This is a genomic window from Gloeobacter kilaueensis JS1, from assembly GCF_000484535.1.
GTDB classification, from domain to species: Bacteria; Cyanobacteriota; Cyanobacteriia; order Gloeobacterales; family Gloeobacteraceae; genus Gloeobacter; species Gloeobacter kilaueensis.
The window spans coordinates 3350360-3371195 of the sequence record NC_022600.1; the positions used below are offsets into that span (position 1 = coordinate 3350360).

19 protein-coding genes are annotated in these 20836 nt (G+C 59.2%); 9 read left to right on the plus strand and 10 right to left on the minus strand.

Annotation, left to right across the window (positions count from 1 at the left end; translation table 11 throughout):
- Positions 1 to 9: 9 nt before the first annotated feature.
- Positions 10 to 5202, minus strand: coding sequence for an nSTAND1 domain-containing NTPase (locus GKIL_RS15525; protein ID WP_023174686.1), 5193 nt, complete (start codon positions 5200 to 5202; stop codon positions 10 to 12).
- Positions 5203 to 5431: 229 nt separating this feature from the next.
- Between GKIL_RS15525 and GKIL_RS15530 the strand changes: the two genes are divergently transcribed.
- The 3 genes from GKIL_RS15530 to GKIL_RS23740 all read left to right on the plus strand — a co-directional run bounded on the left by GKIL_RS15530 (position 5432) and on the right by GKIL_RS23740 (position 9037).
- The gene (locus GKIL_RS15530; protein WP_187293826.1) at positions 5432 to 6547 is read left to right on the plus strand and encodes a CE1 family esterase; all 1116 of its coding nucleotides are present in this window, start codon (positions 5432 to 5434) and stop codon (positions 6545 to 6547) included.
- Positions 6548 to 6702: 155 nt separating this feature from the next.
- On the plus strand, positions 6703 to 7770 hold the full coding sequence (locus tag GKIL_RS15535) for a hypothetical protein (RefSeq protein ID WP_023174689.1): 1068 nt from the start codon (positions 6703 to 6705) through the stop codon (positions 7768 to 7770).
- Positions 7771 to 7852: 82 nt separating this feature from the next.
- Positions 7853 to 9037, plus strand: coding sequence for an aspartyl protease family protein (locus GKIL_RS23740; RefSeq protein ID WP_071824820.1), 1185 nt, complete (start codon positions 7853 to 7855; stop codon positions 9035 to 9037).
- A gap of 141 nt (positions 9038 to 9178) precedes the next feature.
- Here GKIL_RS23740 and folP read toward each other — a convergent pair whose 3' ends face one another.
- The 6 genes from folP to GKIL_RS15570 all read right to left on the minus strand — a co-directional run bounded on the left by folP (position 9179) and on the right by GKIL_RS15570 (position 13962).
- Entirely contained in the window at positions 9179 to 10030 is an 852-nt protein-coding gene (folP, locus tag GKIL_RS15545) for a dihydropteroate synthase (RefSeq protein ID WP_187293827.1), read from the minus strand.
- Positions 9982 to 10335, minus strand: coding sequence for a hypothetical protein (locus tag GKIL_RS15550; protein WP_023174693.1), 354 nt, complete (start codon positions 10333 to 10335; stop codon positions 9982 to 9984). Before GKIL_RS15550 ends, folP begins: the two co-directional genes overlap by 49 nt.
- A 41-nt stretch (positions 10336 to 10376) precedes the next feature.
- On the minus strand, positions 10377 to 11891 hold the full coding sequence (locus GKIL_RS15555; protein ID WP_023174695.1) for a TolC family protein: 1515 nt from the start codon (positions 11889 to 11891) through the stop codon (positions 10377 to 10379).
- A gap of 118 nt (positions 11892 to 12009) precedes the next feature.
- The gene (locus tag GKIL_RS15560) at positions 12010 to 12378 is read right to left on the minus strand and encodes a DUF1634 domain-containing protein (RefSeq protein WP_023174696.1); all 369 of its coding nucleotides are present in this window, start codon (positions 12376 to 12378) and stop codon (positions 12010 to 12012) included.
- Entirely contained in the window at positions 12365 to 13216 is an 852-nt protein-coding gene (locus GKIL_RS15565) for a sulfite exporter TauE/SafE family protein (protein WP_041243995.1), read from the minus strand. The genes GKIL_RS15560 and GKIL_RS15565 overlap by 14 nt, the downstream gene beginning before the upstream one ends.
- Positions 13217 to 13299: 83 nt before the next feature.
- Entirely contained in the window at positions 13300 to 13962 is a 663-nt protein-coding gene (locus GKIL_RS15570; protein ID WP_023174699.1) for a hypothetical protein, read from the minus strand.
- A gap of 217 nt (positions 13963 to 14179) precedes the next feature.
- Between GKIL_RS15570 and GKIL_RS15575 the strand changes: the two genes are divergently transcribed.
- The 3 genes from GKIL_RS15575 (at position 14180) to GKIL_RS15585 (ending at position 16870) form a co-directional block, all read left to right on the plus strand.
- Complete coding sequence (locus GKIL_RS15575; protein ID WP_023174700.1) at positions 14180 to 15247, plus strand: aromatic ring-hydroxylating oxygenase subunit alpha; 1068 nt, start codon at positions 14180 to 14182, stop codon at positions 15245 to 15247.
- A gap of 30 nt (positions 15248 to 15277) precedes the next feature.
- Positions 15278 to 16348 (plus strand): N-acetyltransferase DgcN family protein, encoded by a 1071-nt coding sequence (locus GKIL_RS15580; protein WP_023174702.1) that lies wholly within the window; start codon positions 15278 to 15280, stop codon positions 16346 to 16348.
- A 69-nt stretch (positions 16349 to 16417) separates the two neighbouring features.
- The gene (locus GKIL_RS15585; RefSeq protein ID WP_023174703.1) at positions 16418 to 16870 is read left to right on the plus strand and encodes a surface-adhesin E family protein; all 453 of its coding nucleotides are present in this window, start codon (positions 16418 to 16420) and stop codon (positions 16868 to 16870) included.
- 44 nt (positions 16871 to 16914) lie between these two features.
- On the opposite strand, the gene GKIL_RS15590 is transcribed toward GKIL_RS15585, so the two are convergent.
- Positions 16915 to 17889 carry a stage II sporulation protein M gene (locus GKIL_RS15590; protein WP_023174704.1) on the minus strand — a complete coding sequence of 325 codons (975 nt, stop codon included), beginning with the start codon at positions 17887 to 17889 and terminating at the stop codon, positions 16915 to 16917.
- Between the two features lie 79 nt (positions 17890 to 17968).
- Here GKIL_RS15590 and GKIL_RS15595 point away from each other — a divergent pair, with 79 nt between their 5' ends.
- A complete protein-coding gene (locus GKIL_RS15595; RefSeq protein ID WP_023174705.1) occupies positions 17969 to 18808 on the plus strand; it encodes a DUF7847 domain-containing protein in 840 nt (279 codons plus the stop codon).
- Positions 18805 to 19683, plus strand: coding sequence for an RDD family protein (locus GKIL_RS15600; RefSeq protein ID WP_023174707.1), 879 nt, complete (start codon positions 18805 to 18807; stop codon positions 19681 to 19683). The genes GKIL_RS15595 and GKIL_RS15600 overlap by 4 nt, the downstream gene beginning before the upstream one ends.
- Here GKIL_RS15600 and GKIL_RS15605 read toward each other — a convergent pair.
- Together GKIL_RS15605 and GKIL_RS15610 are read right to left on the minus strand one after the other, a co-directional pair.
- Positions 19630 to 19959 carry a hypothetical protein gene (locus GKIL_RS15605; protein ID WP_023174708.1) on the minus strand — a complete coding sequence of 110 codons (330 nt, stop codon included), beginning with the start codon at positions 19957 to 19959 and terminating at the stop codon, positions 19630 to 19632. The two genes, GKIL_RS15600 and GKIL_RS15605, sit on opposite strands and share 54 nt — an antisense overlap.
- A gap of 6 nt (positions 19960 to 19965) precedes the next feature.
- Entirely contained in the window at positions 19966 to 20358 is a 393-nt protein-coding gene (locus tag GKIL_RS15610; RefSeq protein WP_023174709.1) for a DUF4346 domain-containing protein, read from the minus strand.
- A 139-nt stretch (positions 20359 to 20497) separates the two neighbouring features.
- Between GKIL_RS15610 and GKIL_RS15615 the strand changes: the two genes are divergently transcribed.
- Positions 20498 to 20833, plus strand: coding sequence for a rubredoxin (locus tag GKIL_RS15615; RefSeq protein ID WP_023174710.1), 336 nt, complete (start codon positions 20498 to 20500; stop codon positions 20831 to 20833).
- Positions 20834 to 20836: the final 3 nt, after the last annotated feature.

Here is a 20836-nt window from a genome sequence, read left to right on the forward strand (position 1 = left end):
GAATTGCCCTCAATCGCCCGAGCTACCGCAGACATTCAACACTTCCTGCTCTTCTCTTTTGAACTGACTCGTGTAGTTGCTCAGCCAGTGGCAACCTTCATTCAGCAAGCGCTGCTGATTGGGTTGCCACTGCTTCCATAGCAGGAGCTGACCATTGTTACTTCCTGATACAATGCTTTTGCTATCGGGGCTGAAGGCGAGCGCCGAGATAATTTCCTCGGAGTCGTTGAGCACAGCGAACTGCTCTATGTCCAGATTCCAGACATGAATCTTTCCGTTGTCGGCAGCCGTCAGTAGAGTTTTGCCATCGGGGCTGAATTGAAGTCTCGTGATCGGCTCATCTCGATCATGGAGAGTAGCCAGCAATTCGCCTTTTAGATTCCAGATACGAACAACACCGCCTGCATCGGCGCTGGCCAGCGTCTGGTTGCGTGGATTAAACTTGAGCACGCTAATTTGACTTGTATGCTTCTTTATCGTGCGAATTTGCTTTCCGTTCCTGTCCCAGAGTGAGACCGTGCCATCGGAGTCTCCGACCGCAAAAATTCCAATTCTGGTCTCTGCATCGATGCAGGTCGCTGCCTTGAAACCAGATAAAACTTTTACCTGTTTACCATCCAGTTTCCACCATCTAACAGTGTTGTCGCGGCTGAAAGAAACTATTGCTCCAGATAAATCAAGTACGTGAAAGATATCATCTTTATGGCCCCGAAAAATGCGAAGCAGCTTGCCACTTTGATCGAGAAGGTGAATAGACTTATCATAGCTAGCTGAAATGATTTTTCCATCCCTCAAAAAAGAGACCGTCGTGATTCCTTCGGTGTGACCATAAACGGTCCTGAGCAGCTTGCCCTCCTTGCTCCAGGTGCGAACAGTTCGATCATTGCCGGCTGAAACAATAAATTCTCCGTCGGGGCTGATGTCGATCGCCTGGATCTCAGCTGTATGGCCTCTTAGAACTGCAAGGAGCTGTCCTCTGCGATTCCATAGCAAAACATTGTTGCCGCTGTCGATACTAACGAAGCGACTGCTATCCGGACTGAAGCGAATAGACTTGATTGTCGTACCAGAATCGAAGAAATTTTGACTGAACTTGTTCTGCAGTTGCCAGATCCGGACAGTTTTATCTAGACCTGCGGAGAGCAACCTGTCTCCGCGCGAACTGAACCGAACATGCATCACTGTATCTGTATGTCCTTTTAAGGTTTGAAGTGCCTCTCCATTTGTGCTCCAAAGCCGTATCGTCTTGTCCCAGGCGGCGGTTGCAAGAGTCTGGCTGTCCGGGCTGAAGGCAATGCTCTCAATGGCATCCGTGTGGCCTCGATAAACATGTAAGAGCTTACCGCTGATGTCCCACAATTGAATGCTGCGATTGCGGCCGACCGTAGCAAGGGTTTTTCCGTCAGGGCTGAATGCGACATCATCGATGAACTGTTTCTGCCACTTGAAAATCTTCAGGTACGCGCCGTCGATACTGCGCAACTCGAACGTTCCCAGTTTTCTAGTCGCAATCGCAAGGCTTTTACTGTCAGGACTGAACGCCAACTTCTGCCCATCGTCGAGGTTTTGAGTGATCGTTCGCAGAAGCTTACCATCCCGATTCCAGATCCGAATGGATTCCTTGCTGAGGGTAGCGATTGTCTTACCGTTGGGACTGAAGGCAACGTCGTGGACAGGATTTGCATGGCCTGTAAACGTTTTGAGAAGTTTACCGTTCAGTGCCCATAGACGTGCCGTCCTGTCGTAGCTTGACGTGGCGATTGTCTGGCTGTCGGGGCTAAAAGCGATCTTCCAGATAAAATCGCTGTGTCCCCTCCAGGTTTTGAGCGGTTGGCCGTTCTGTTGCCACAGATGAACAAAGCCACGGGTGTCAGCGGCAGCGATCATCTTTTCGTCGGGGCTAAAGGAAGCACTGGTGAGCTTGCCTGTAGGGATTGTCAGTCGATTTGCCTCGCTCATTGCGTAGAGTATGGGTTGCAGCGTCTGGGTCGCTTCGTCGCTCAGCTTCTCGTCGCCGGAAAAATACTGGCGGCTCAGCCCGGCTGCCAGTACGGCGTCGGAGAGAGCTTCCAGTTGTTTGTGATTGGCCATCAATAGCTTCGATTCGGAGAGCAGAGTCTGGATGTGGCTGTGCTGCACCTCCTGAACCTGCTTCCAGGCCACCAGTCCAGCTCCGGCGGCGATCACCGCCAGCGCCGCCATTGCCCCGGCTACGATCTGGGCGAGGCGCAGGCGGCGGTGTGTCTGTTCGCGTTCGCGGTCGCGCTTGGCCAAACAGGCGGCGATGAACTGGCGCACGTCCTCAGAGAGTTCGTCCGCCTGCTGTTCGTACAGTTCCTCGGCAACGGGCAGCTGTCCCTCCGGCAGCAAGAATCCTGCCTGGCGGTGGTTCTGAAGCCAGACACTGGTGGCCTGCTCGATCTGGCGGCGGGTGCGCAGGCGGTCGCGATTTTCGTCCAGCCAGGTGCGCAGGGTAGACCAGTGCTGGATGAGGATTTCGTGGACGACCTCGACTGTCACCTCCTGCTTGAATGTTTCCAGTTCAGCGTCGAGATCGCCGGGGAGGGCGGCGCGGCTCTGGAAGGCCAGCGAGTTGCTGCCCCGATCGACGATGACGAGTTTGGCGTCTTCGAGCGCCCCCAGGGTGCGATCGACCAGTTCGGCGCTGTAGCGGGGCACGAGCAGGTCCGCCTTGCGCATCAGGCGGCGGGTATCTTCGGTGCCCTCGCCCAACTGGGTGAGCGACAAAAAGATCCAGCGCGCGCACGCCTTTTGCTCGGCACTCAGCGATTGGTAGGCTTTTTGGGCGCGCTTCTCCACCGCTCCTTCGAGCCTGCCTACTTCCTGCTCGTAAGCCTGCAGGCTCAAGCGTCCCTCGCTGCGCACCTGCCAGATAAGCTCCAGGGCAAATTCGAGCAGCGGCAGCGCCCCCGAGTCGTTACCCAACTCCTGCAGCAGCGCTTCGACGAGAGCCGGATCGACCTGCAGGCCGACCTGCTGGGCTGGTTTGCAGATGATCTCGCGGTAATCCTGGCGCTCGAGCTGCGGCCTCAGCAAAAAGTTGCCGGTGCCGAAAAGTGGACCTAAAAGCGGGGTTCTCAGGCAGCGATCCATATATTCGAGGCGCAGGGTGACAGCGATTTTGAGGCGGCCCTCCGCCAGCGGCAGGGCTTCAAGCAGCACCTGCAGCAGCGCCTGTGTCTGGGCGGGACCGGCGAGGGTAAACAGTTCCTCGAACTGGTCGATGACGAGCAGCACCACCGGTTCCGGGCGCGTGGTGAGCCAGTGCAGCAGACCCTTTGCTCCCAGGTGCAGCAGTCCTTCGATCACCTCCTGCGGCTTGCAATCTTCAGCCGAACGGCTGCCCTGGCCAAGGGCGTGGGCGAGAGCAACCATCGGCTTTTCGCCTGGCCGAAAGCTTGCGATCCACCAGTGCTCGGAGCCAGGAATCTGGTTGCCGGAGCGCAATCGAGGCAGCACACCGGCGTGGAGGAGCGAAGATTTGCCGCTGCCGGAAGCACCGCTGATGGCAAGAAAATGACCGGTGGCCAGCCGGTTTGTCAGGCTATGGCTCAGACCCTCGCGGCCAAAAAAGTACGGGGCGTCCTCCTCGCCAAAGGCGCGCAGTCCCATGTACGGGCAAAGATTGAGGTCGCTGGTCTGAAATTCGCCTGCACTGCCGCCCGGCAGAATCTCGATGATGCCGGTTTCGCCGGAGAGCCGTTCGTGCAGCTCGATGGCCGGATCTCCCTGCTGCAGTTGACTGATCCAGCGGGCCGCACTCAGGCCAGTCTGGATGTCGGCGGCGGCGAGGGTAGAAAAAACCAGACGCGCAAAGCGGTCCGGGTCGTCCACCGGCGAGGCGGCGGCGATCAGGCACTGGCTGCGGCTGGGGCCGAGAACCAGCCGGTCGGTCCAGCCCGCCAGGTTCTCCGCTCCCGGACAATCGAAGATCAGCACCTGCTGCAAAAAGGGACTCTGGCGCATCTGTTCTAAAAGCCAGAACGCAGAAAGGCGCAGACCGCCGCCCAGAACCAGCCATTCGCCCTCGTCGCCCCGCTCGATCCGCCCGCGCAGATACAGCAGCACCGTCTCACTCGTATCGGCAGTCGCACGAGGCTGCAGAGCAGACTGGATGGCATGGCGCAGCTCGCTCCAGTCTTGATCGTGGGCGGGCCAGAATTGCGGCTCGAACTGGCCTGCCCCTGCCAGCTTGCGGCCAATATCGAGGGCTATCTGCTGGCCCTGCCGGGCCGCAGCAATGATCGCCCGCCGGGGAGGCCGCACCAGATTTGAGGCAGACCGCAGGCCGATGCGCAGGTTGCCCACGCCCTCGACGATCCGCTTTGGCTCCTGGCGGGCGTAGTCCGGCAAAAGGTCGCTCTGGCCAAGCCGCCGCCGCTGCCGATTCAAATATCGGACCTGCTGGTTGCGATTTTCGATGTAGCTGCCCACCTGGCGGCAGACGTAGTGGTAGAGGTTATCGACCTCGATCTCACCTTTGAAGTTGGCCGCCGCCCCCTGCAGACCGTGCATCAAAAAGTACGTAAACAGGCCGTGGCCCAGTTCGCTGAACTCCCAGGAGCGCTGGCCCTGGTTGCAGGAGAGCATCGCGTAAAAACCCCTGCTGCGGGCTGCCTGCTCCCGCAGGATCTCCTCCATCCGCCCGTTGGGATCTGCGGACCTGCCGTTACCGGTAGCGAGATCGCCAAAGTTGACGCCGCCGCTGTGACAGGCATCCAGCCAGATAATCTGCTGGGCGGCAACGGAGCGGCCCAACTGGGCCAGCAGACGCCGCAGTTCGAGGCCCGTCGCGAGCAGATCGTCCTGGTCGGTGTCCGCCAAGCAGAGCACTGCCCGGCGCTGTACCGGCTCCAGAGTGCCGTGTCCGCAAAAATAAAAAAGCACCGTGTCCTGGGGCCGGGCAAGAGCGACAATCTGCTCGACGGCGGATCGGACATTGGCGAGGGTGGGAGCTTCGGAAGCCTCGTCGTGCAGGATAAAAGCAGTCTGAGCGGCGAGGTGGCGATTGGCCTCCTGCAGCGCCGCTGCGATACCCCGGCAGTCAGCCACACAGTAGCGCAAAGTGGGCAGGCGCGGGTCGCGGTAGGTGTTGACACCCACCAGCAATAGCCACAGGCGGCCCTCCTCGGTCACCTGGGCCTGTTTGGACTGGGTGGAACGAATCCCAACGGGAGGCATAGGAGTAATTTCCAGACGGTGGGGATTATTTTTGGACGGGCAGCGAATCAATTGTGCTGCCGAAATCTGATAATTCTTGCGCCCTGGTGCAATACAGTCCCCCCATCATAGGGGAGGTAGGACAGCTTTCTCTATCGCCAGGCAGCGGCATTTATGCAGATAGAGATCCGACTGCTGGTTTGTCGGCTATTGTGAATCCTGCTACTTCCCCACGGATTTTATGAACTGGATGCGCTCTTTGGCCCCGGTGGGCAAATTTGTGTCCTGGCTTGTGGTCCTGGTCTGCGGTGCCACCCCAGCCCTTGCCCAATCGACAAACACGAACTGCCCGGCAGTGAACCCCGGCGTCACCGTCAACGCCAACGGCAGCAAGGACACGCTCTACAACGCCACCTGGCAGGTGGCAGGCAAGACCAACCGGCGCTACTACATCGTGCATACGCCGCCTGGATACGACCCCACCAATCCGCTGCGCTATCCGCTCGTCTTCTTCCTGCACCCTGGCAGTAGCTGTGCGATCAACGCCCGCAACAAGCCGGTGAATCTGGCCGACTACGCCGACGAGCTGGCTCTAGCCGAGCAGCCGACTTTTTTCGCTGTCTATCCCCAGGGTTACTTCGACCCTGTGACCAAACTGGGCTACTGGAATGCCGGCAACTGCAGCGGGGCGGACGGCGTTACCCAGAGTTGCGCCACACCGGCCTACACCAATGGCAGCAACGACATCGATTACTTCAACTCCGTGCTGCAGCAGGTCCAGAGTAAGTTTCGGACCGACACTGCCCGCGTCTACGTGCTCGGCCACTCCGACGGCGGCTCGATGGCCCACCTGCTCGGCTGCCAGCCCCAGACGCACATTGCGGCTGTCGGTTCGATCGAGGGAACTTTCAAGGTGCCCACCTGCTCCCTCGGCAATCCGCCCGTATCGGTGATTGCCTTTCATTCGCTGGGCGATACGCAAAATCCCTACTATGGCACCGGCACTGAGGCTGCTCTCAACGTCGTTCCCAACACGGGCCGCGAGGGCGATACCTCCGTCGAGCCTTTTACGATGAACCTCTGGCGGGCTGCCAATAGCTGCACCGACGCGCCACTCAAGTCGGACCCAGCGCCGAGCACTACCGGCATCGGCACCTACACCCTCACGAGCAATACCTTCTGCCACTTCGACAGTACTGGTACCTCCAGCCAGGTGTTGCTCTACTCACTGTGCGACCCCTACTACGACAGCGACAACAATCCGCGCTGCGACGCAAGCCACAACTGGCTGTACTCTCTGAGCACCCTCGATCTCGACTGGCGGCCTCTTGTCTGGAATTTTTTCCAGAGCCGCAAGAAGCTCTAAATACTACCGAATCAATGGATTTTCATCGTCTACCCTGAGCGCCACCGCTGGCAGCAAGCATCCTTTTCGCTGTGCGGATTTCCCCAAAAGTGGGTTGACAATTCTGTATTGCGAATATACCTTCTGAAAGCGTAACCTTCATCGACAGGTGGATCATGGACGAAGAGCTTCCGCTTCCAGACGAGCAAGATAATTTTGGCGGTGAGGGAGAAGGCGAGTACGAGGCGGACCTGCAGAGCAACCTCGAGCAGGACTGCGAAGATGAGGGGGGCGAGTACAACGACGACGGGCAGAACGAACAAGCCGCTCTCCAGAATTTTGATGACGGCCAGAACGGCGGCTTTGCCGACGATTTCGGTGATGGACAATACCAGGCTCTCGCTGACGATGGCTACGGCAACGGACAGTACCAGAGTCCTGACGATGGCTACGACGAGGGGCAGTATCTGGCCGATGCCGACGAATATAGCGACGGGCAGTACCAGAGTGCGGACGATAGCTACGATGATGGCCAATACCAGGCAGCCGGAGACGGCTACGACGATATCCAGGGTGAGCAGGACTTCTCCAACTTCGATGCAGAGAGTTTTGACAACTCGTACAACGAGCAGACAGGCAGCTTCGGCAATTTCTTTGACAGTGAGCGGAACGACGACACGAACGGAACAGGCTATGGCTTTGGCAGTAGTGACGGCAGCTTCAACAGCTACGACTACGATGGCGACGCGAGCGGCTACGGCAATGGTGCGTATGAGATGGGTAATGATAGCTATGGTATGCCGCCGGAGGGGAGTGGCTTTATTGGCTCTGGAGCCGAGAGCTATGGCATGACCTCCCAGGTAGACGGCATGGGCGGCACAGATCCGACTTTGCTGGCGGACAATCCAGGTGGTGCGCCTGCGAATCCAAACAACGGCGGAGCCCCAAGCACCAGAGCTACTGATCTGGGTCCGCCTATAACCAGTCCTACTCAACCCCAAGATCAAAGAAATACCAATACTACTGGTGGAGTCAGCTATGGCAAGAACTCGCAAGGTAGGATAGATGCCACAGCAATCTTTGAAAATTGCAACCAGTACAGTGGCGGAGCAACAAGTTTCGGTGGCAGTGTAACAGCAGGCTCTGATGGCAGTTGGCGATTTGAGGCTCACGGAGGAGTGACTACAGGAGACCCAAATAAGCAAGGAGATTGCCCAAAACCTCCCAATCTGCCCAATCCATAATGATGAGGAACGTATCGAGTTGAGAGGAAGGTACACATCTCTACAGTTATTCTGCATCATAGTACTTCTATGGGCAGGATGGATGTTTTTAGGGCGGACAGATTTGCTTGCGCAATCTGTTCCGGACCATTCAAAAGCTACTGCAACAACTGAAAAATCACCACTCACGACCATCCCTTTCGAGAGGGGTATCTTTGCCTTTGTGCCAGTTGTGAAGGTTAAAATCAACGATCAAGAATCTTGCTTTCTTGCAGTTGATTCTGGTGCATATGGCGTCCAAATCACCCCTGAACTAGCTTACAAACTAAAGTTACCTGTAAAACCTCGTGAGGGTGGTTCAGCCGTGCTAAACGGACTAGGTGATAAGCAGACTATACTGATAAGCCAGGAAGCATATATTAACAGTATTAAAATCAGAGACATTGAACTGACTAATATAAAAGCGAGTATATCCGCTTTACCTCTTAATACATCAGAGATTGATGGTCTTTTAGGTTCTGAATTATTTGAGAATTTTGTAGTTCAACTAAATTACGATAAATATGAGATATTACTCTTTGAGCCGAAGCAGTTCTCTTACAGAGGGAACGGCATCACTTTACCAATTACTTTTGCTTCTACTACGCCAATCATAACAGCTAAAATCGATGGTTTAGATGCACAGTTCAATCTTGATACTGGGAGTAGCAGAAGGCTTACCCTGTTCAAGCCTTTTATCAATAGATTCGACTTGCGCAAGCGTTATCCAAAGCGGATAGAAGTAGATAGCGGCCAGGCAATTGGTGGCCCTACTAGAGCAGAACTTACCCGAGCAAATCTGCTGAAATTGGGGAATATTGAGATTCATAGACCGCTAATCGAGCTAACGTTGCAAAAAGGTGGCTTCGCGACTTCCTTTTCAGTAGACGGAAATATTGGAGCGGGATTGCTGCAAAGATTCAACACGACCTTCGACTACAAGCGACAGCAATTGATTTTAGAAAAGAACTCCCATTTCAACGATCCTTTTATATTTGTTTACTACGGCATGGCGGTTTTTCCAAAAACAGGTCTGGTAACTGAGATAGAAGAGTTGGGCCTTTTTTATCGCGCTGGTATTCGTAAAGGCGATAAAATCGTCGCCATCGATGGTTTTGCTTTTGACAAGATGAAAATCGAAGATTACGCCAGGCGGCTCGATAAAAAGCTTGGCGATCAGATTCGGATGACGGTGCAAAGGGGCGACCAGCAGCGCGAAGTAGTAATTACTGTCGAGGAAGCGCTCTGACATTTTTTAGCGCATTAGTCGAGAGTCTTGCGCCCGTTTGGGTAAGGGGTGAGGCGCGCTGGTAGCCGATCGCAAACTGCTGCGCCAGGATGAGGGACTGAGTGGAATTTTTCCGGCAGCTGCAAGAAGCTCTAAGACCGCCTACTCTCGAATCGCATTCAGCACCCGAATAGCATCGCTCAGGGGGGCGACGGCGTGGGTGCGCAGGTAGTCGATGCCGCCCAGATACGCCCAGATTTCACAGGCCAGGGTACCGGCAGCACGGCCCTCGACGGGGCGGCCCCCGAGGACGTTGCCGATAAACGACTTACGTGAGGCGCATAAATACAGTGGGCGGCCTAGCTGGCGCAATCGCTGCCACCCGGCGAGTACCCGCAGGCTCGCTTCCGGATTGCTGCCCAGAAAGTAGCCCATGCCTGGATCGATGATGAGTTGTTCCTCGTTCAAGCCCGCCTGCAGCAACCGCTCGATGCGCTCAGCAAAAAATCGCTCGATGCGATCGAGGATCGTCTCCGGATCGCTGATTTGCTTTTTGGCGCGCTGGCCCTGGTCTTGAGAAAACATCAGCACCACCGGCACCTCGGGATAGCTTTTAACGATCTCGACGCTCGCCGGGTCTTTGAGGGCGGTGATGTCGTTTACCATGCCCGCACCCAGTTCCAGAGCGCGGGCGATCACGGCGCTTTTGTGGGTATCGACGGAGATGCGGGCTCCTGAACGGCGCAGATCAGCGATCACCGGCTCCAGGCGAGCCATTTCGGTTGCAGCGCAGACGGCTTCGCCCTCGGGATTGCTCGATTCTGCTCCCAGATCCAGCCAGTGCGCTCCCTGGGCCAGCAACTGGTGGCCGTGGGCGATGGCCCGCTCCGCTTCGAGAAATTGTCCGCCGTCGGAGAACGAATCGCTGGTGATGTTGACGATGCCGACGATCTGGGTCTGGGCCATCAGCAGCAGGCGCAGGCAAAGGCCGGATCGGCGTGGTCGCGCGACCACTGCCGGATCTCATCGCCGTCTGGACTGCGCAAAATCAGCTCGTTCAGATCGTTCAGGCTTTCGAGCCTGCCCCGGCCAAAGAGTTTGACGATCGTGCTGCGATTGGGCACCCGTGGCCACTGCTGAGCAAGCCAGTAACAGCCGGGCAGTTCGCGGGCGATCCGCATCCGGTTTTCGACAGGCGAAGGAGGCTCGCCCAACAAGTCGTCGCTCAGGGCCGTGAGGCTCAAGCGGCGGTACTCGCGAAAAAACCAGTTGCTGAATTCTTTTTCGGGATTAACTGGGGCAGCGAAGCCTTTGCTCATAAAGATCCAGACGAACGGCGCTTTCCTCATTATAAGAAGCGCTACAGTTCACCCAAAGCTCGCCGGAGCGACGAGAGCGAGCGGTTGTAGTCCACCGTCGCCGTGAGCAGATTCACCCGCGCCTGGGTGAGGTCGCGGTCGGCCACCAGTACGTCGGTCTGGGTGCCGACGCCCTCTTCAAAGCGCCGCCTGGCAAGGCGCAAACTTTCTTCGGCGGAGGTGAGGGCGGTGCGGGCCGTGTCGATCTGCTGGCGGGAGGTGTCCAGTTGCGAGTAAGAACTCTCGACATCGAAGCGAATCGTGTCGCGGGTGTCGAGGTAGCGCACCCTGGCCGATTTGGCGTCGGCGATTGCCTGGGCCGCCCGCCCCTGGGCCGCCCCGCCGTCGAAGGCGTTCCACTGGATCTGCACACCGGCGCTGTAGCCGGTGAAGATGCCGAGGCTGCGGTCGGTGAGGTTGTCGAGGGCTTCGCCGTTGGCAAAGAGGCTGAGTTGGGGGCTGACGCTGCCGTAGGCGGCTTCTTCCCGCGCCCGCGCCGCCTGCTCCTGGGCAATTTGCGCCGCAAGCTCCGAGCGCTGGCTGTAGCTTTTGAGAATGCTCTCTTCGAGTCCCAGCGGCCAGGTGCCGCTCGCCTCGATCGGTTCGTCGGCGCTCACGTCGGTGGGCCGCTCGAAGTGCAACAGCCGGGCGAGGGCCCGCCGCCGGACTGTCTGCTGGTTCTGGTAGCCCAGCCGCTGCTGAATGGCGTTGGCCAGTTGCACCTCCGCCTGCAGCACCGCAAAGCGGGCGGCGATCCCGGCGCGCAACTCGGCCTGGGCATCTGTAAGAATCGCCTGGGCACTCTTGACCGCTGCCTCGCCGATTTCTAAGTTGCCGTCGGCGGTCTGCAGGTCGTAGTAGGCGGTAATCACGCTCTCGATCACATCCTGGCGGACGCGCTCGTAGTCGAGGCGGGCCGCCTGCAATTGCTGCTGGGCGGCCCGGATGTTGCCCGGAATCAGGCCCCCCGAAAAAAGCGTCCAGCTGATGCTGGCCCGGCCATCGATGGGCGTCGAATCGAGAGGAAAGGCACCGCCTAGAATACTGCCGTTGCGCGCAAAGGCGGCCAGGATCGTGTTGGCCTGCAGGGGGGTAAACGCACCGGAACCCAGCACGACCTGATCGATGCCTGTGGGCTTGGAGAAGATGTCGAGGGTGATGCGCGTCTGGGCCGACTGCACGTAGGAGTAGCTGAGACTGAAGCTGGCTGTTGGATAAAGGGCCGCCTCCGCCTCGCGCTGCACGCCCTCGGCCCGCTCGACCGCCAGCTTTGCCAGCAACAGTTGGGGGCTGCGCTCCAGACCGATTCTCACCGCCTCCTGCAGCCGCAGGGGCCGGTTGATCTGGGCTTTTAACTCAAGCGGCCCCTTTGGCATCGGCGGAATCGACGGTTGCAGGGGCGTTTCACCCAGCGCAGCGGCGTTCGTCCCGCTACTCGGAGTGGTCTGGGCGACGAGCGGCGCACCAGAAAATAGCCAGCCGGTGGCCAATAACCCGATAAGCAGGCGGTGGTTCATCGTCTCTCTCCTGGTTTGGGGACGGATTAACTAAACTGCCGAGTTAACTAAACTGGCAAGTTAACACCGATCCGGCCCATAGTTTAGGGAGGGGGGCGACGAACAAGAAATTTTGGCTTCAGCCAGCAAGCAGGCCGTGGAGCAGTACCAGCAGAACAACCGCTGCAATCCCGGTATAGACCGCTTCGCGCTGTCTGGCAAAATTGACGAGGGCAAAGAGGACCTGGGCGATGGGCACCGCAAGCAGGAGCATCAGTCCCAGTTGGATGAGAGCGCGGCCATGGCCGCCCGAGGCGGCCTGGATGATCGCCGGAAGCTGGCGCAACTGGGCCGGTTCGGAGTGAAAGACGGCGTAATCGGGACTGGCACTGCCGTGGCGCTGGAGGTACAGCCAGCCGCCGACGGCGACGACAAGGGCGGCAAGCCAGACACCTGCGCTGAGCACGCGACTTAAGTGCTGCTGGAGCGGTTGTTCAGAGTGCTGCATGGCCAAACCTCCCACCAAAAGCACCAACGATCATCTGCACCGCCAGAACCGCCACCAGACAGGCAAAGACCGGCCTCAAAAGTCGTGGGCTGCTGCCGATGAAGACCCGCGCTCCCACGAGCGAGCCTGCGAGGACGCCGAGCACGACAGGCAGGGTGAGGCCCGGATCGATGTAGCCCTGGTGGAGATAAATACCGGCGCTGGCTGCCGCCGTCACCCCGATCATGAAGTTGCTGGTGGCCGTCGAAACCTTAAAAGGCAGGCCCATCACCTGATCCATCGCCAGCACCTTCAATGCCCCCGAACCGATGCCCAGCAGGCCCGAAAGCATTCCAGCCACCCCCATCAGGGCAAACCCTGGGGCAACCGCCCGCACCCGGTAGCTGCGCGCTCCGCCCGCTTCCGGATAGCTGCCGTTCAGTTGCAGAACTTCTGCCCACTTATCGACCCGCTCAGCGGCGGGCGATTTTTTGGGCGGACGAACGGCGAGGTAGGCCGAGACGAGCAGCACTGCACCGAAGACACAGGCGATGAGGGCTGTCGGCAGGCGGGAGGCAAGCAGCGCTCCTGCCACCGCCCCGAGGGTCGTCGCCAGCTCCAGCAGCAAACCGATGCGGACGTTGGTGATGCCGCGCTTGAGATACACACCCGCTGCCGCCGCCGAGGTGGCGATCACCGACACCAGCGACGCCCCGGCGGCGTAGCGAATATCGACGCCAAAACCCAGAGTCAGCAGCGGCACGATCACCACCCCACCGCCCAGACCGCTCAAGGCCCCGAGAAAACCAGCCAGCAACGCTCCCAAGCCGAGCAGAACCGTCAAAAGCCAGATCGTCAATCGCTCCCCCCACCGCTGTCTTTCCTTCTCCAGGATATGCAGCAATTAACGTTCAGACAAAAAATGCAGCAAAGCTCACACAATCAACATAAATTTACGCCCTGGGGACGGGCGCGGGTTGCGATCTCCGTCTGGCGGAGCCTGTGGATGTTGTGGCAGGTAAAGGTCGCAGCGCCGCTACGCCGCTCGATAAGTTCGATGATCTGACCGGCGCTGTTAGCGAGAAACCACTGGCGCAGCAGGGTGTCCTCTACCGGCTCGGGGCTGAGGGGAACAAAACCGCGCCCTTTCCAGCTGCAAGCCACCTCGTCCATCCGATCGGGTAATACCCGCAGGGCGACGTGATGCACGCAGTCGCTGCCGTTTTCCTGCAGGAGCCGGGCATGCCGATCGCCGTCGCTATAAGGGGCAAGCACGACGACAAGCCCCCGCTCCAGGCGCACGCTCGCCATATAAAACCACAGATCCACGGGCAGATCGGCTGCTTCGCCCCCAGCACAAAAGCCATCGGGAAACAGTGCCGGTCCCTCGGTGAACTGCCCACCGACTACCAGCAGTTCGCCGTTAAAGCGCTCGAAGTGTTCCCGGTTCCCCTGGAGGACTACAACGTGATCCACCGCCACTTCCTGGCCGTAGAGCCGATCACAAAAGTCCCAGGTTGCCCAAAAAGCTGCTGAAGAGCGCTCCGGACGGTAATACAGCCGGCCTGCACGCTCTTCAAAAGGACTGGTGAGTTGTCTTTCCACCCCTCCAGCCTAGGCGATCCGGACCGCCGACAGATTTTGGACAGCATTTTACAAAAAACTCGCCTGCCGCCTGACCGGCAGTACCGCCCCTTGCCCCAAAAAAGGGAGGTTCACCGTTGCCAGGAGCCGGACAGCTTCCCGCAACCTCGGTAGTCGTAGCTACTGCCAGGGCAGCGGGCGTCTGTGACGATAGGTGGGTTCTATCTGCACCGCACCGATGACCCGCAGTCTGCCTTTTGCCGGTGCGTCCCTGGGATTGCCGGGGCGCTACTACACCGAGCCAGAAATTTATCAGCGCGAGTTAAAGACGCTCTGGCGCTCGAGCTGGCAGTGGGTGGGGCGGGTCGAAGATCTGGCAGCTCCCGGCGATTACCTGACCTGTATGTTGGGCGAGGAGCCGATTCTGGTGCTGCGCGACGAGCAGGGAGAACTGGTGGCGCTGCACAATGTCTGTCCGCACCGGGGAGCGCGGTTGCTGAGCGAAGCGCGGGGCAACTGCAAGATGCTGCAGTGTCCGTACCACGCCTGGACCTTCGACCGGCAGGGGCAACTGGTGGCGGTGCTGCAGCCAAAGTGGTTTCCGGATCTCGACAAGTCGCAAATTTCGCTGGCGCGGGCGCGGGTCGAATGTTGGGGCGGCTTTGTCTTCGTCAATCCCGATGCGGAGGGCGAATCCCTCGGCGAGTACCTGGCGGGCTATCCCGACTATCTGGCCGGCTGGGGGGAGCGCTGGGAAGATCTGCGCGAAGTGGCCCGTACCAGTTACGAGGAGCCGATCAACTGGAAGTTTATCGTCGAGAATTACGTCGAGGATTACCACTTCACGATCGCCCACGCCAGGAGCCTGGTGCCGCTTTTTGAGGTACAGAATATTCGCACGCTGCCTACTGGCCGCCATATCCCGATTCTGGTGCCTTACGTGAGCGAGCCGCCTGCCGATCCGGCCACTTTCAGGCACTGGGAGCAGCACCGGCCTTCCTACCAGGGTTTTATCTTTCCGAACATGATGATCAACACCGGCAAAAGCGGCTGTTCGGTCTGGCGGGTGACCCCCCTCGGGCCAGAGCGCTCGCGGCTGGAGACGATTCACTACCAGACGCCAGGGCAGTACGCGGCTGAACCGTACCTGCCCGAGTCCTGGGCAGAAGTAATGGAAGAAGATTTTGCCGTCTGCCGCCTGTTGCAGCAGGGGGTCGGCTCACGGGCCTATCAGGTGCGCAGTCTGGCGGAGGAGCATGAACTGGGCGTCTCCCACTTCCACCAGGTGCTGGCACAGTATCTATAAGCGACGCAACAACTTCGCGGAGGACAGGCGGTGGATGGCACGGCGGTCGTGATCTGTGACGGCTTCTTTCAGATGCCGGAGGGCAAAACTGCCCACGGGCTGGTGCGCGAGACCGATCGCTACAAGATCTTGGGGGTGATCGATGGGCCGACGGCTGGCCAGGACGCCGGGGTGGTCCTCGATGGCCTCCACCGCGCCATTCCCATCTACCCGTCGCTCCAGCAGGCTCTCAAAGCCTTGCCCGTCGCGCCCGACTACTGCATCGTCGGCATCGCCACCAGGGGCGGGCGGCTCACCGCCTCGCTGCGCGAGCAGCTGCTGGTAGCCCTCGAAGCGGGTATGAGCGTCGTCAATGGCCTGCACGAATTTGCGGCGGACGACCCGAAGTTGGCCCAGGCGGCGGCAGCACAGGGCCGGATGATTATCGATATTCGCAGACCCAAACCCAAGGAACAGTTGCACTTCTGGAGCGGGGCGATCCGCACTCTGGGCATCCCGCGCATCGCCGTACTCGGCACCGACTGCGCTCTGGGCAAGCGCACCACCAGCCGCTTTTTGCTCACAGCCTGCAACCGCGCCGGCATCCGCACCCAGCTCATCTACACCGGTCAGACCGGCTGGCTGCAGGGAACGGGCTGTGGCTTCGTCCTCGATGCGGTCGTCAACGATTTTGTCAGCGGCGAGATCGAATACGCCATCCTCGAATGCGCCCGCCGCTTCGAGCCTGAACTGATCTTGCTGGAGGGACAATCGGCCCTGCGCAATCCTGCCGGTCCCTGCGGCAGCGAATTTATCCTCTCCGGCGGTGCAGCCGGTGTGATCCTCCAGCATGCCCCCGGTCGCCTGTACTTCGACGGCTTCGAGGAGGCGGGCTACAGAATTCCGCCGATTCAAGAAGAGATCGCGTTGATCGAACTGTTAGGAGCCCAGGTACTGGCGGTGACGATCAACAGTGCAGGACTGGGGGCGGCTCAGCTGGCCGATGCCTGCCGGCAGCTACAGGCGCAGCTGATGCTGCCGGTGGTGCGGCCCCTCGAAGATGGGGTAGAGGGCCTCGTTGCGGTGATCGAGCGCTACATTGCCTCTCAAAGAGCCCTCTAAATTCGCCTTTTCAGTACAGGCCGCTGCGGCACCGCCGGGTTAAGGTGAGAGCGCGCAGGGCAGGGTACGATGACCAGAGCACCTACAAAGGCTACTATTATTCTCGCCGTTTTGCTCCCGTCGCTGTTCGTTTCTATCGGCAGTGCCAGAGCAGAAAAATGGGTCGATATTGCCGTTTCTTCTGAAGCGAATACCCACGCGATTAACATCGATTCGATCACGTTCTTGAACGATCTGGTAAAGTTCTGGAAAAGAATCATTCTCAAAAAACCCGAGCATCTGCCGGACGGCACCACCTACGACCGGACGCTGACGCTCAACTACGTAGATTGCACAGAACGCAAAGCTGGCTTCACGCGGTTAATTCTCTACAAAAAAGAAAAGGCAGTCGGCAACGATGTCTATCCCCTCGATCTCAAACAACCCGCTCCCGAATCGATCACAGCCAGGGTGATCGATGAAGTGTGCGAGGTCGCCCACTTTCGCAAGGCGGTGCTTTCAGGGGACATGGACCTGCCTTGATCGCCTGTGGGCGGACCGCCTTTTTATCCCGAACTGACGTTGCATCAAGATCCGCTACGACTTTCGCCAGCCTTACGGCGGCTGCCGTAGAGCACGAGCAAGATAAAAAGAATGCTGCCGGCCATGTACTTGAAGGGCTCGGGAATGGTCGGGTTGGGGGAGAAGAAACCTTCGATCGTCCCGGCGATGAGCAGCAGGGGTACGATGCCGTAGACCAGTTTGGCCGCCTCGCCCCCCCAGAGTTTGAGGGCGGCGACCCGCGTCAGGCGGCCAGGAAAAAGCAGTGCTCTAGCAAGAAGCAGCCCCGCGCCGCCCGCCAGGAAAATCGCCGGCAGTTCTAAGGCACCGTGGGGAAAGACGAAGGCCCAGAAGGGATACCAGAGGTCGTTTTGGGCCACCAGAGCGGCGGCGGCTCCGAGGTTGATGCCGTTGCTAAAAACAATCCAGGCGGTGGAGAGCCCGGCGGTGATGCCTCCGGCCACAGCGGCGAAAGAGACGGTGAGGTTGTTGATCATGATGCTGCTGCCGGCAAAGGGGGCGATGCCTACGATCGAGCCAATCCAGAGTTGGTGATTGTCGCGCACTTGATGGACGATCTGGGCAGGCATCACCAGGTCGATAAAGTGCGGGTCGGCCCAACTGCACCACCAGGCGATCAGGCCGCCCACGAGCAGCAGTGCCGTTGCCAGGCCAATTTCAAGGCGACTACGCTGGATGACCGCCGGGAGTTCCCACCGATAAAATGCGACGAGGGCGCGCCACTCCTGTCGCCGCAGTCCCTGGTAGATCTGGCGGTAGCCACGGGCGACCAGGTTCTGGAGGTCGGCGGTGAGCCGTTCGCTCGATTGAGAGGAGCGCAGACGGGCCAGATCGGCGCAGGCGGAGCGGTAGAGGCTCGACAATTCGCGTACCTGCTCCGATTCTAGCGAGCGCAATCCTTTGCTTTCTGCCCGGCTGAGCAGGCGGTCAAATTTTTGCCAGTCCGCCTCGCGGCGGCCAACCCAGCGCTGCAGATTCATCGCACCCGCTTGTCTGGAATGTTTTTAATACTCTAAGGCGGGAGTAGGATAACCTCAAATCGACCCTTCGAGAACAGCCATGCTCCTCCAGCCGCTCCGTACAGGCGATATTGTCAGCGCCGCTGTGCAACTGTACCGCCAGAACTTCAAGACCTTTTTGCCCATTGCGCTTGTCGCGAGCCTCTGGCTGCTGGTGCCCGTCTACGGTTGGGCACAGTACGGAGCAAAGATGGGACTCTTGTGCCGCCTGGCCTACGACCAGCTCAACGGCAGCGGCGAGAGTGAAAAAGAGGCGGCTGCCTTTACCGAGGGGCGCAGGTGGTCCTATCTGCTCGCGGGTTTTCTCTGCCTGATCATCCTGGGAGGCACCTACTTCGTGGTAATTGTCATAGCGATTGCCCTCAGCGTCGGTGCAGCGCTGGTGCTCGGGGCCAGTTCGGCAATCCCCGCCGACCGCACTGTCGCCGCCCAGGTATTCGCTCTTCTTTTTTCGCTGGTGCTACTGGCCCTGTTCGTTCCTTTCTTCTGGCTTTTTACGCGCCTTTTTATCACCGACGCGCCCCTTGCAATCGAGGCGGACCTGGGCGGTTCCGAGGCGCTGCAGCGCAGCTGGAACCTCTCAGGGGGCGGCGTTCTGCGCATTCAACTGGCCGCTTTGATCGCGTTTTTGGTGACGCTGCCTCTGAGCCTGCCTTTTCAGCTGTTGATCGCCTTCCTGCGCACCGTGGCGCTGATCAAAGTGAGCGATGGCGAGGGCGGGGCAGCTGTGTTCGCGGTTTTTAACCTCATCGTCACAGTCGCGCTCACAATCTTGTTCACTCCCTTCTGGCAGGCGCTCAAAGCCGTGCTCTACCAGGATCTGCGCGCCCGCCGCGAGGGGGCCGATCTTACCTTGAGCAGCGAGCCGGTAAAGTTATGAACCCTCTGAAGCGGGTGGTGCTGAGAACGCCTGAGAGCGTCGAACTCGAATACACCCTGGCAGGCATCGGCAACCGCGCCCTGGCCCTGCTCATCGATGTGCTCGTTGTGTCTGGGGTTCTGCTGTTGGGCGTTATCGCTCTGGTGGTAGCGGTGGTCAGCCTGCCGGATTTTCAAAGCTGGCTTTTGGGCACCGGCGCGCTGGTCTTCTTCTTTGTCTACGTCGGTTACTTCGTCGGCTTCGAGTCGCTCTGGCGGGGCCAGACTCCCGGCAAGCGCCTGCTGCAACTGCGGGTGATCCGCGAGGACGGTCGCCCGGTGGGGATTGCCCAGGCTACCCTGCGCGCTCTGCTCAGGGTCATCGATGACGCGTTTTACCTCGGTGCCTACATCATTATCTTTGCGCCCCGCGAGAAGCGCCTCGGCGACTGGGCCGCCGGTACCCTCGTCGTCCAGGAGCCAAAAGCCGGAGGCGAGGGGCAATTTGTTCTTTCTGAAGCAGGTGAGCAACTGGCAGAACAGCTGAAAGTCCGGCTCGATACCGCAAAGCTCCTGGCGGACGATTTTGCCGTGGTGCGCGAATTTCTCCGGCGGCGCACCCGCATGGAAGGGCGGGCCCGGTTGTTCAAAAGTCGAGAACTGGCCGGGCAACTGATCGAACGCTTTGGGCTGAGCGAACTACCGGGACAGGCGGTGAGCGATACCGGCACTGCGCGGGAACTGCGCTCGCTCAAGCGCCTGGCTGAACCGGTGTCCCCTGGTAGCGAACCGGCGGAGATTTTTCTGGAGGCGGTCTATAGCCTCTACCGGAGCCACCGGCCCTCAATGTCTGAGGGCAAGCAGCCAGCTGATGAGCAACAGCAGCAGCAACAATAAGGGCACGCTCCAGAGGCGGCGGCTGAGGGGCGATTGATAGATTGGCGGCGCTTCTTTGGGAGCCTGCGCGTCGCGGTAGAGCGAACAGCGCTGCGCTTTTGGGCAATCCGGCAGGTTGCAATCTTCGCGGTAGGCACAGCGCTCGCACAAAAATTCGCCCTTAGGAGCGACGGCGATGCGGATGCCGGGCCTATCGCCGGCGATGAAGCCAAGCCCGCACTCCGGGCAGCTCTGCTCGTTTTGGGCTAAAAGGGTGCCGCAACGAGGACAGCGCATCAGCTCTCAGTCCTGCACGTAGTCGTCGCCGCAGATAAGGGCGTGCTCGGCGCGCATCAGCTCTCGCCCAAGATAAGCGGCGTGGCAGAACTGGCTCACTACCGGCTTCTGCGTCTCAAAAAGCTGCACGCACATCTCTTTGGCGGTGCGGGCGGTGTAGGTGGCGATCAAGGGCGTGTTGACCGGTCCTCTCGCAGGCAGGGGCTTGCCTGTCTTTGGATCGATGGCGAGGCCCTGATCGTTGACGACCAGAGCGTAGTGGCTGGCGCGCAACAAACCCTCTTCGCGATCGACTGCGATCAAAAAGTACCCGGCTTCGTCGAGGTCGATGTGGCGAGTCGAGAGCTTGCGATCGATCTCGGCAATGCGCGCCTGCCAGGGAGAAACTTGCTGAACCATGAAATCCGCTCGGTTACCCTTCCCATCGTAAATACGGCGATCTTGAGCGTCAAATCGCAGCGCAATCGGGCGGAGGCGCTATCCTTGATAATGAAGAGAATTTAAGTTTTTCTTTCGATTGTTTGCAGGTGGGACCGCCATGACGACCCAGATCACCGACCCGACCCAACTCGATCGCTACGAGTGCCGCACCTGCGGCTACATCTACGAACCTACCAGAGGTGAAGCTGTGGTGGCGGCAGGGACCGCCTTCGAGGATCTGCCGGCTGCCTGGAAGTGCCCGGTCTGCTCCTCGCCTTCGAGTCGCTTCAAAAGCATCGGGCCCAAGGTAGGCACGGTGGCCGGTTTTGAAGAAAACGCCGGGTATGGCTGGGGCGTCAACCTCCTCAACCCGCAGGCAAAGAACCTGCTTATCTTTGGGGCACTGTTTCTCGGCTTTGCCTTCTTTATGAGCATTTATTTTCTGAGCAGCTGACGC

What these genes read in the sequence shown, in the direction of transcription:
- GKIL_RS15590 (WP_023174704.1), bottom strand. Translation starts at nt 17,889, where the DNA reads ATGAATCTGCAGCGCTGGGTTGGCCGCCGCGAGGCGGACTGGCAAAAA.
- GKIL_RS15535 (WP_023174689.1), top strand. Translation starts at nt 6,703, where the DNA reads ATGGACGAAGAGCTTCCGCTTCCAGACGAGCAAGATAATTTTGGCGGT.
- GKIL_RS15585 (WP_023174703.1), top strand. Translation starts at nt 16,418, where the DNA reads ATGACCAGAGCACCTACAAAGGCTACTATTATTCTCGCCGTTTTGCTC.
- GKIL_RS15575 (WP_023174700.1), top strand. Translation starts at nt 14,180, where the DNA reads ATGACCCGCAGTCTGCCTTTTGCCGGTGCGTCCCTGGGATTGCCGGGG.
- GKIL_RS15615 (WP_023174710.1), top strand. Translation starts at nt 20,498, where the DNA reads ATGACGACCCAGATCACCGACCCGACCCAACTCGATCGCTACGAGTGC.
- GKIL_RS15610 (WP_023174709.1), bottom strand. Translation starts at nt 20,358, where the DNA reads ATGGTTCAGCAAGTTTCTCCCTGGCAGGCGCGCATTGCCGAGATCGAT.
- GKIL_RS15605 (WP_023174708.1), bottom strand. Translation starts at nt 19,959, where the DNA reads ATGCGCTGTCCTCGTTGCGGCACCCTTTTAGCCCAAAACGAGCAGAGC.
- GKIL_RS15555 (WP_023174695.1), bottom strand. Translation starts at nt 11,891, where the DNA reads ATGAACCACCGCCTGCTTATCGGGTTATTGGCCACCGGCTGGCTATTT.
- GKIL_RS15550 (WP_023174693.1), bottom strand. Translation starts at nt 10,335, where the DNA reads ATGAGCAAAGGCTTCGCTGCCCCAGTTAATCCCGAAAAAGAATTCAGC.
- GKIL_RS23740 (WP_071824820.1), top strand. Translation starts at nt 7,853, where the DNA reads ATGTTTTTAGGGCGGACAGATTTGCTTGCGCAATCTGTTCCGGACCAT.
- GKIL_RS15595 (WP_023174705.1), top strand. Translation starts at nt 17,969, where the DNA reads ATGCTCCTCCAGCCGCTCCGTACAGGCGATATTGTCAGCGCCGCTGTG.
- GKIL_RS15530 (WP_187293826.1), top strand. Translation starts at nt 5,432, where the DNA reads ATGCGCTCTTTGGCCCCGGTGGGCAAATTTGTGTCCTGGCTTGTGGTC.
- GKIL_RS15560 (WP_023174696.1), bottom strand. Translation starts at nt 12,378, where the DNA reads ATGCAGCACTCTGAACAACCGCTCCAGCAGCACTTAAGTCGCGTGCTC.
- GKIL_RS15600 (WP_023174707.1), top strand. Translation starts at nt 18,805, where the DNA reads ATGAACCCTCTGAAGCGGGTGGTGCTGAGAACGCCTGAGAGCGTCGAA.
- GKIL_RS15525 (WP_023174686.1), bottom strand. Translation starts at nt 5,202, where the DNA reads ATGCCTCCCGTTGGGATTCGTTCCACCCAGTCCAAACAGGCCCAGGTG.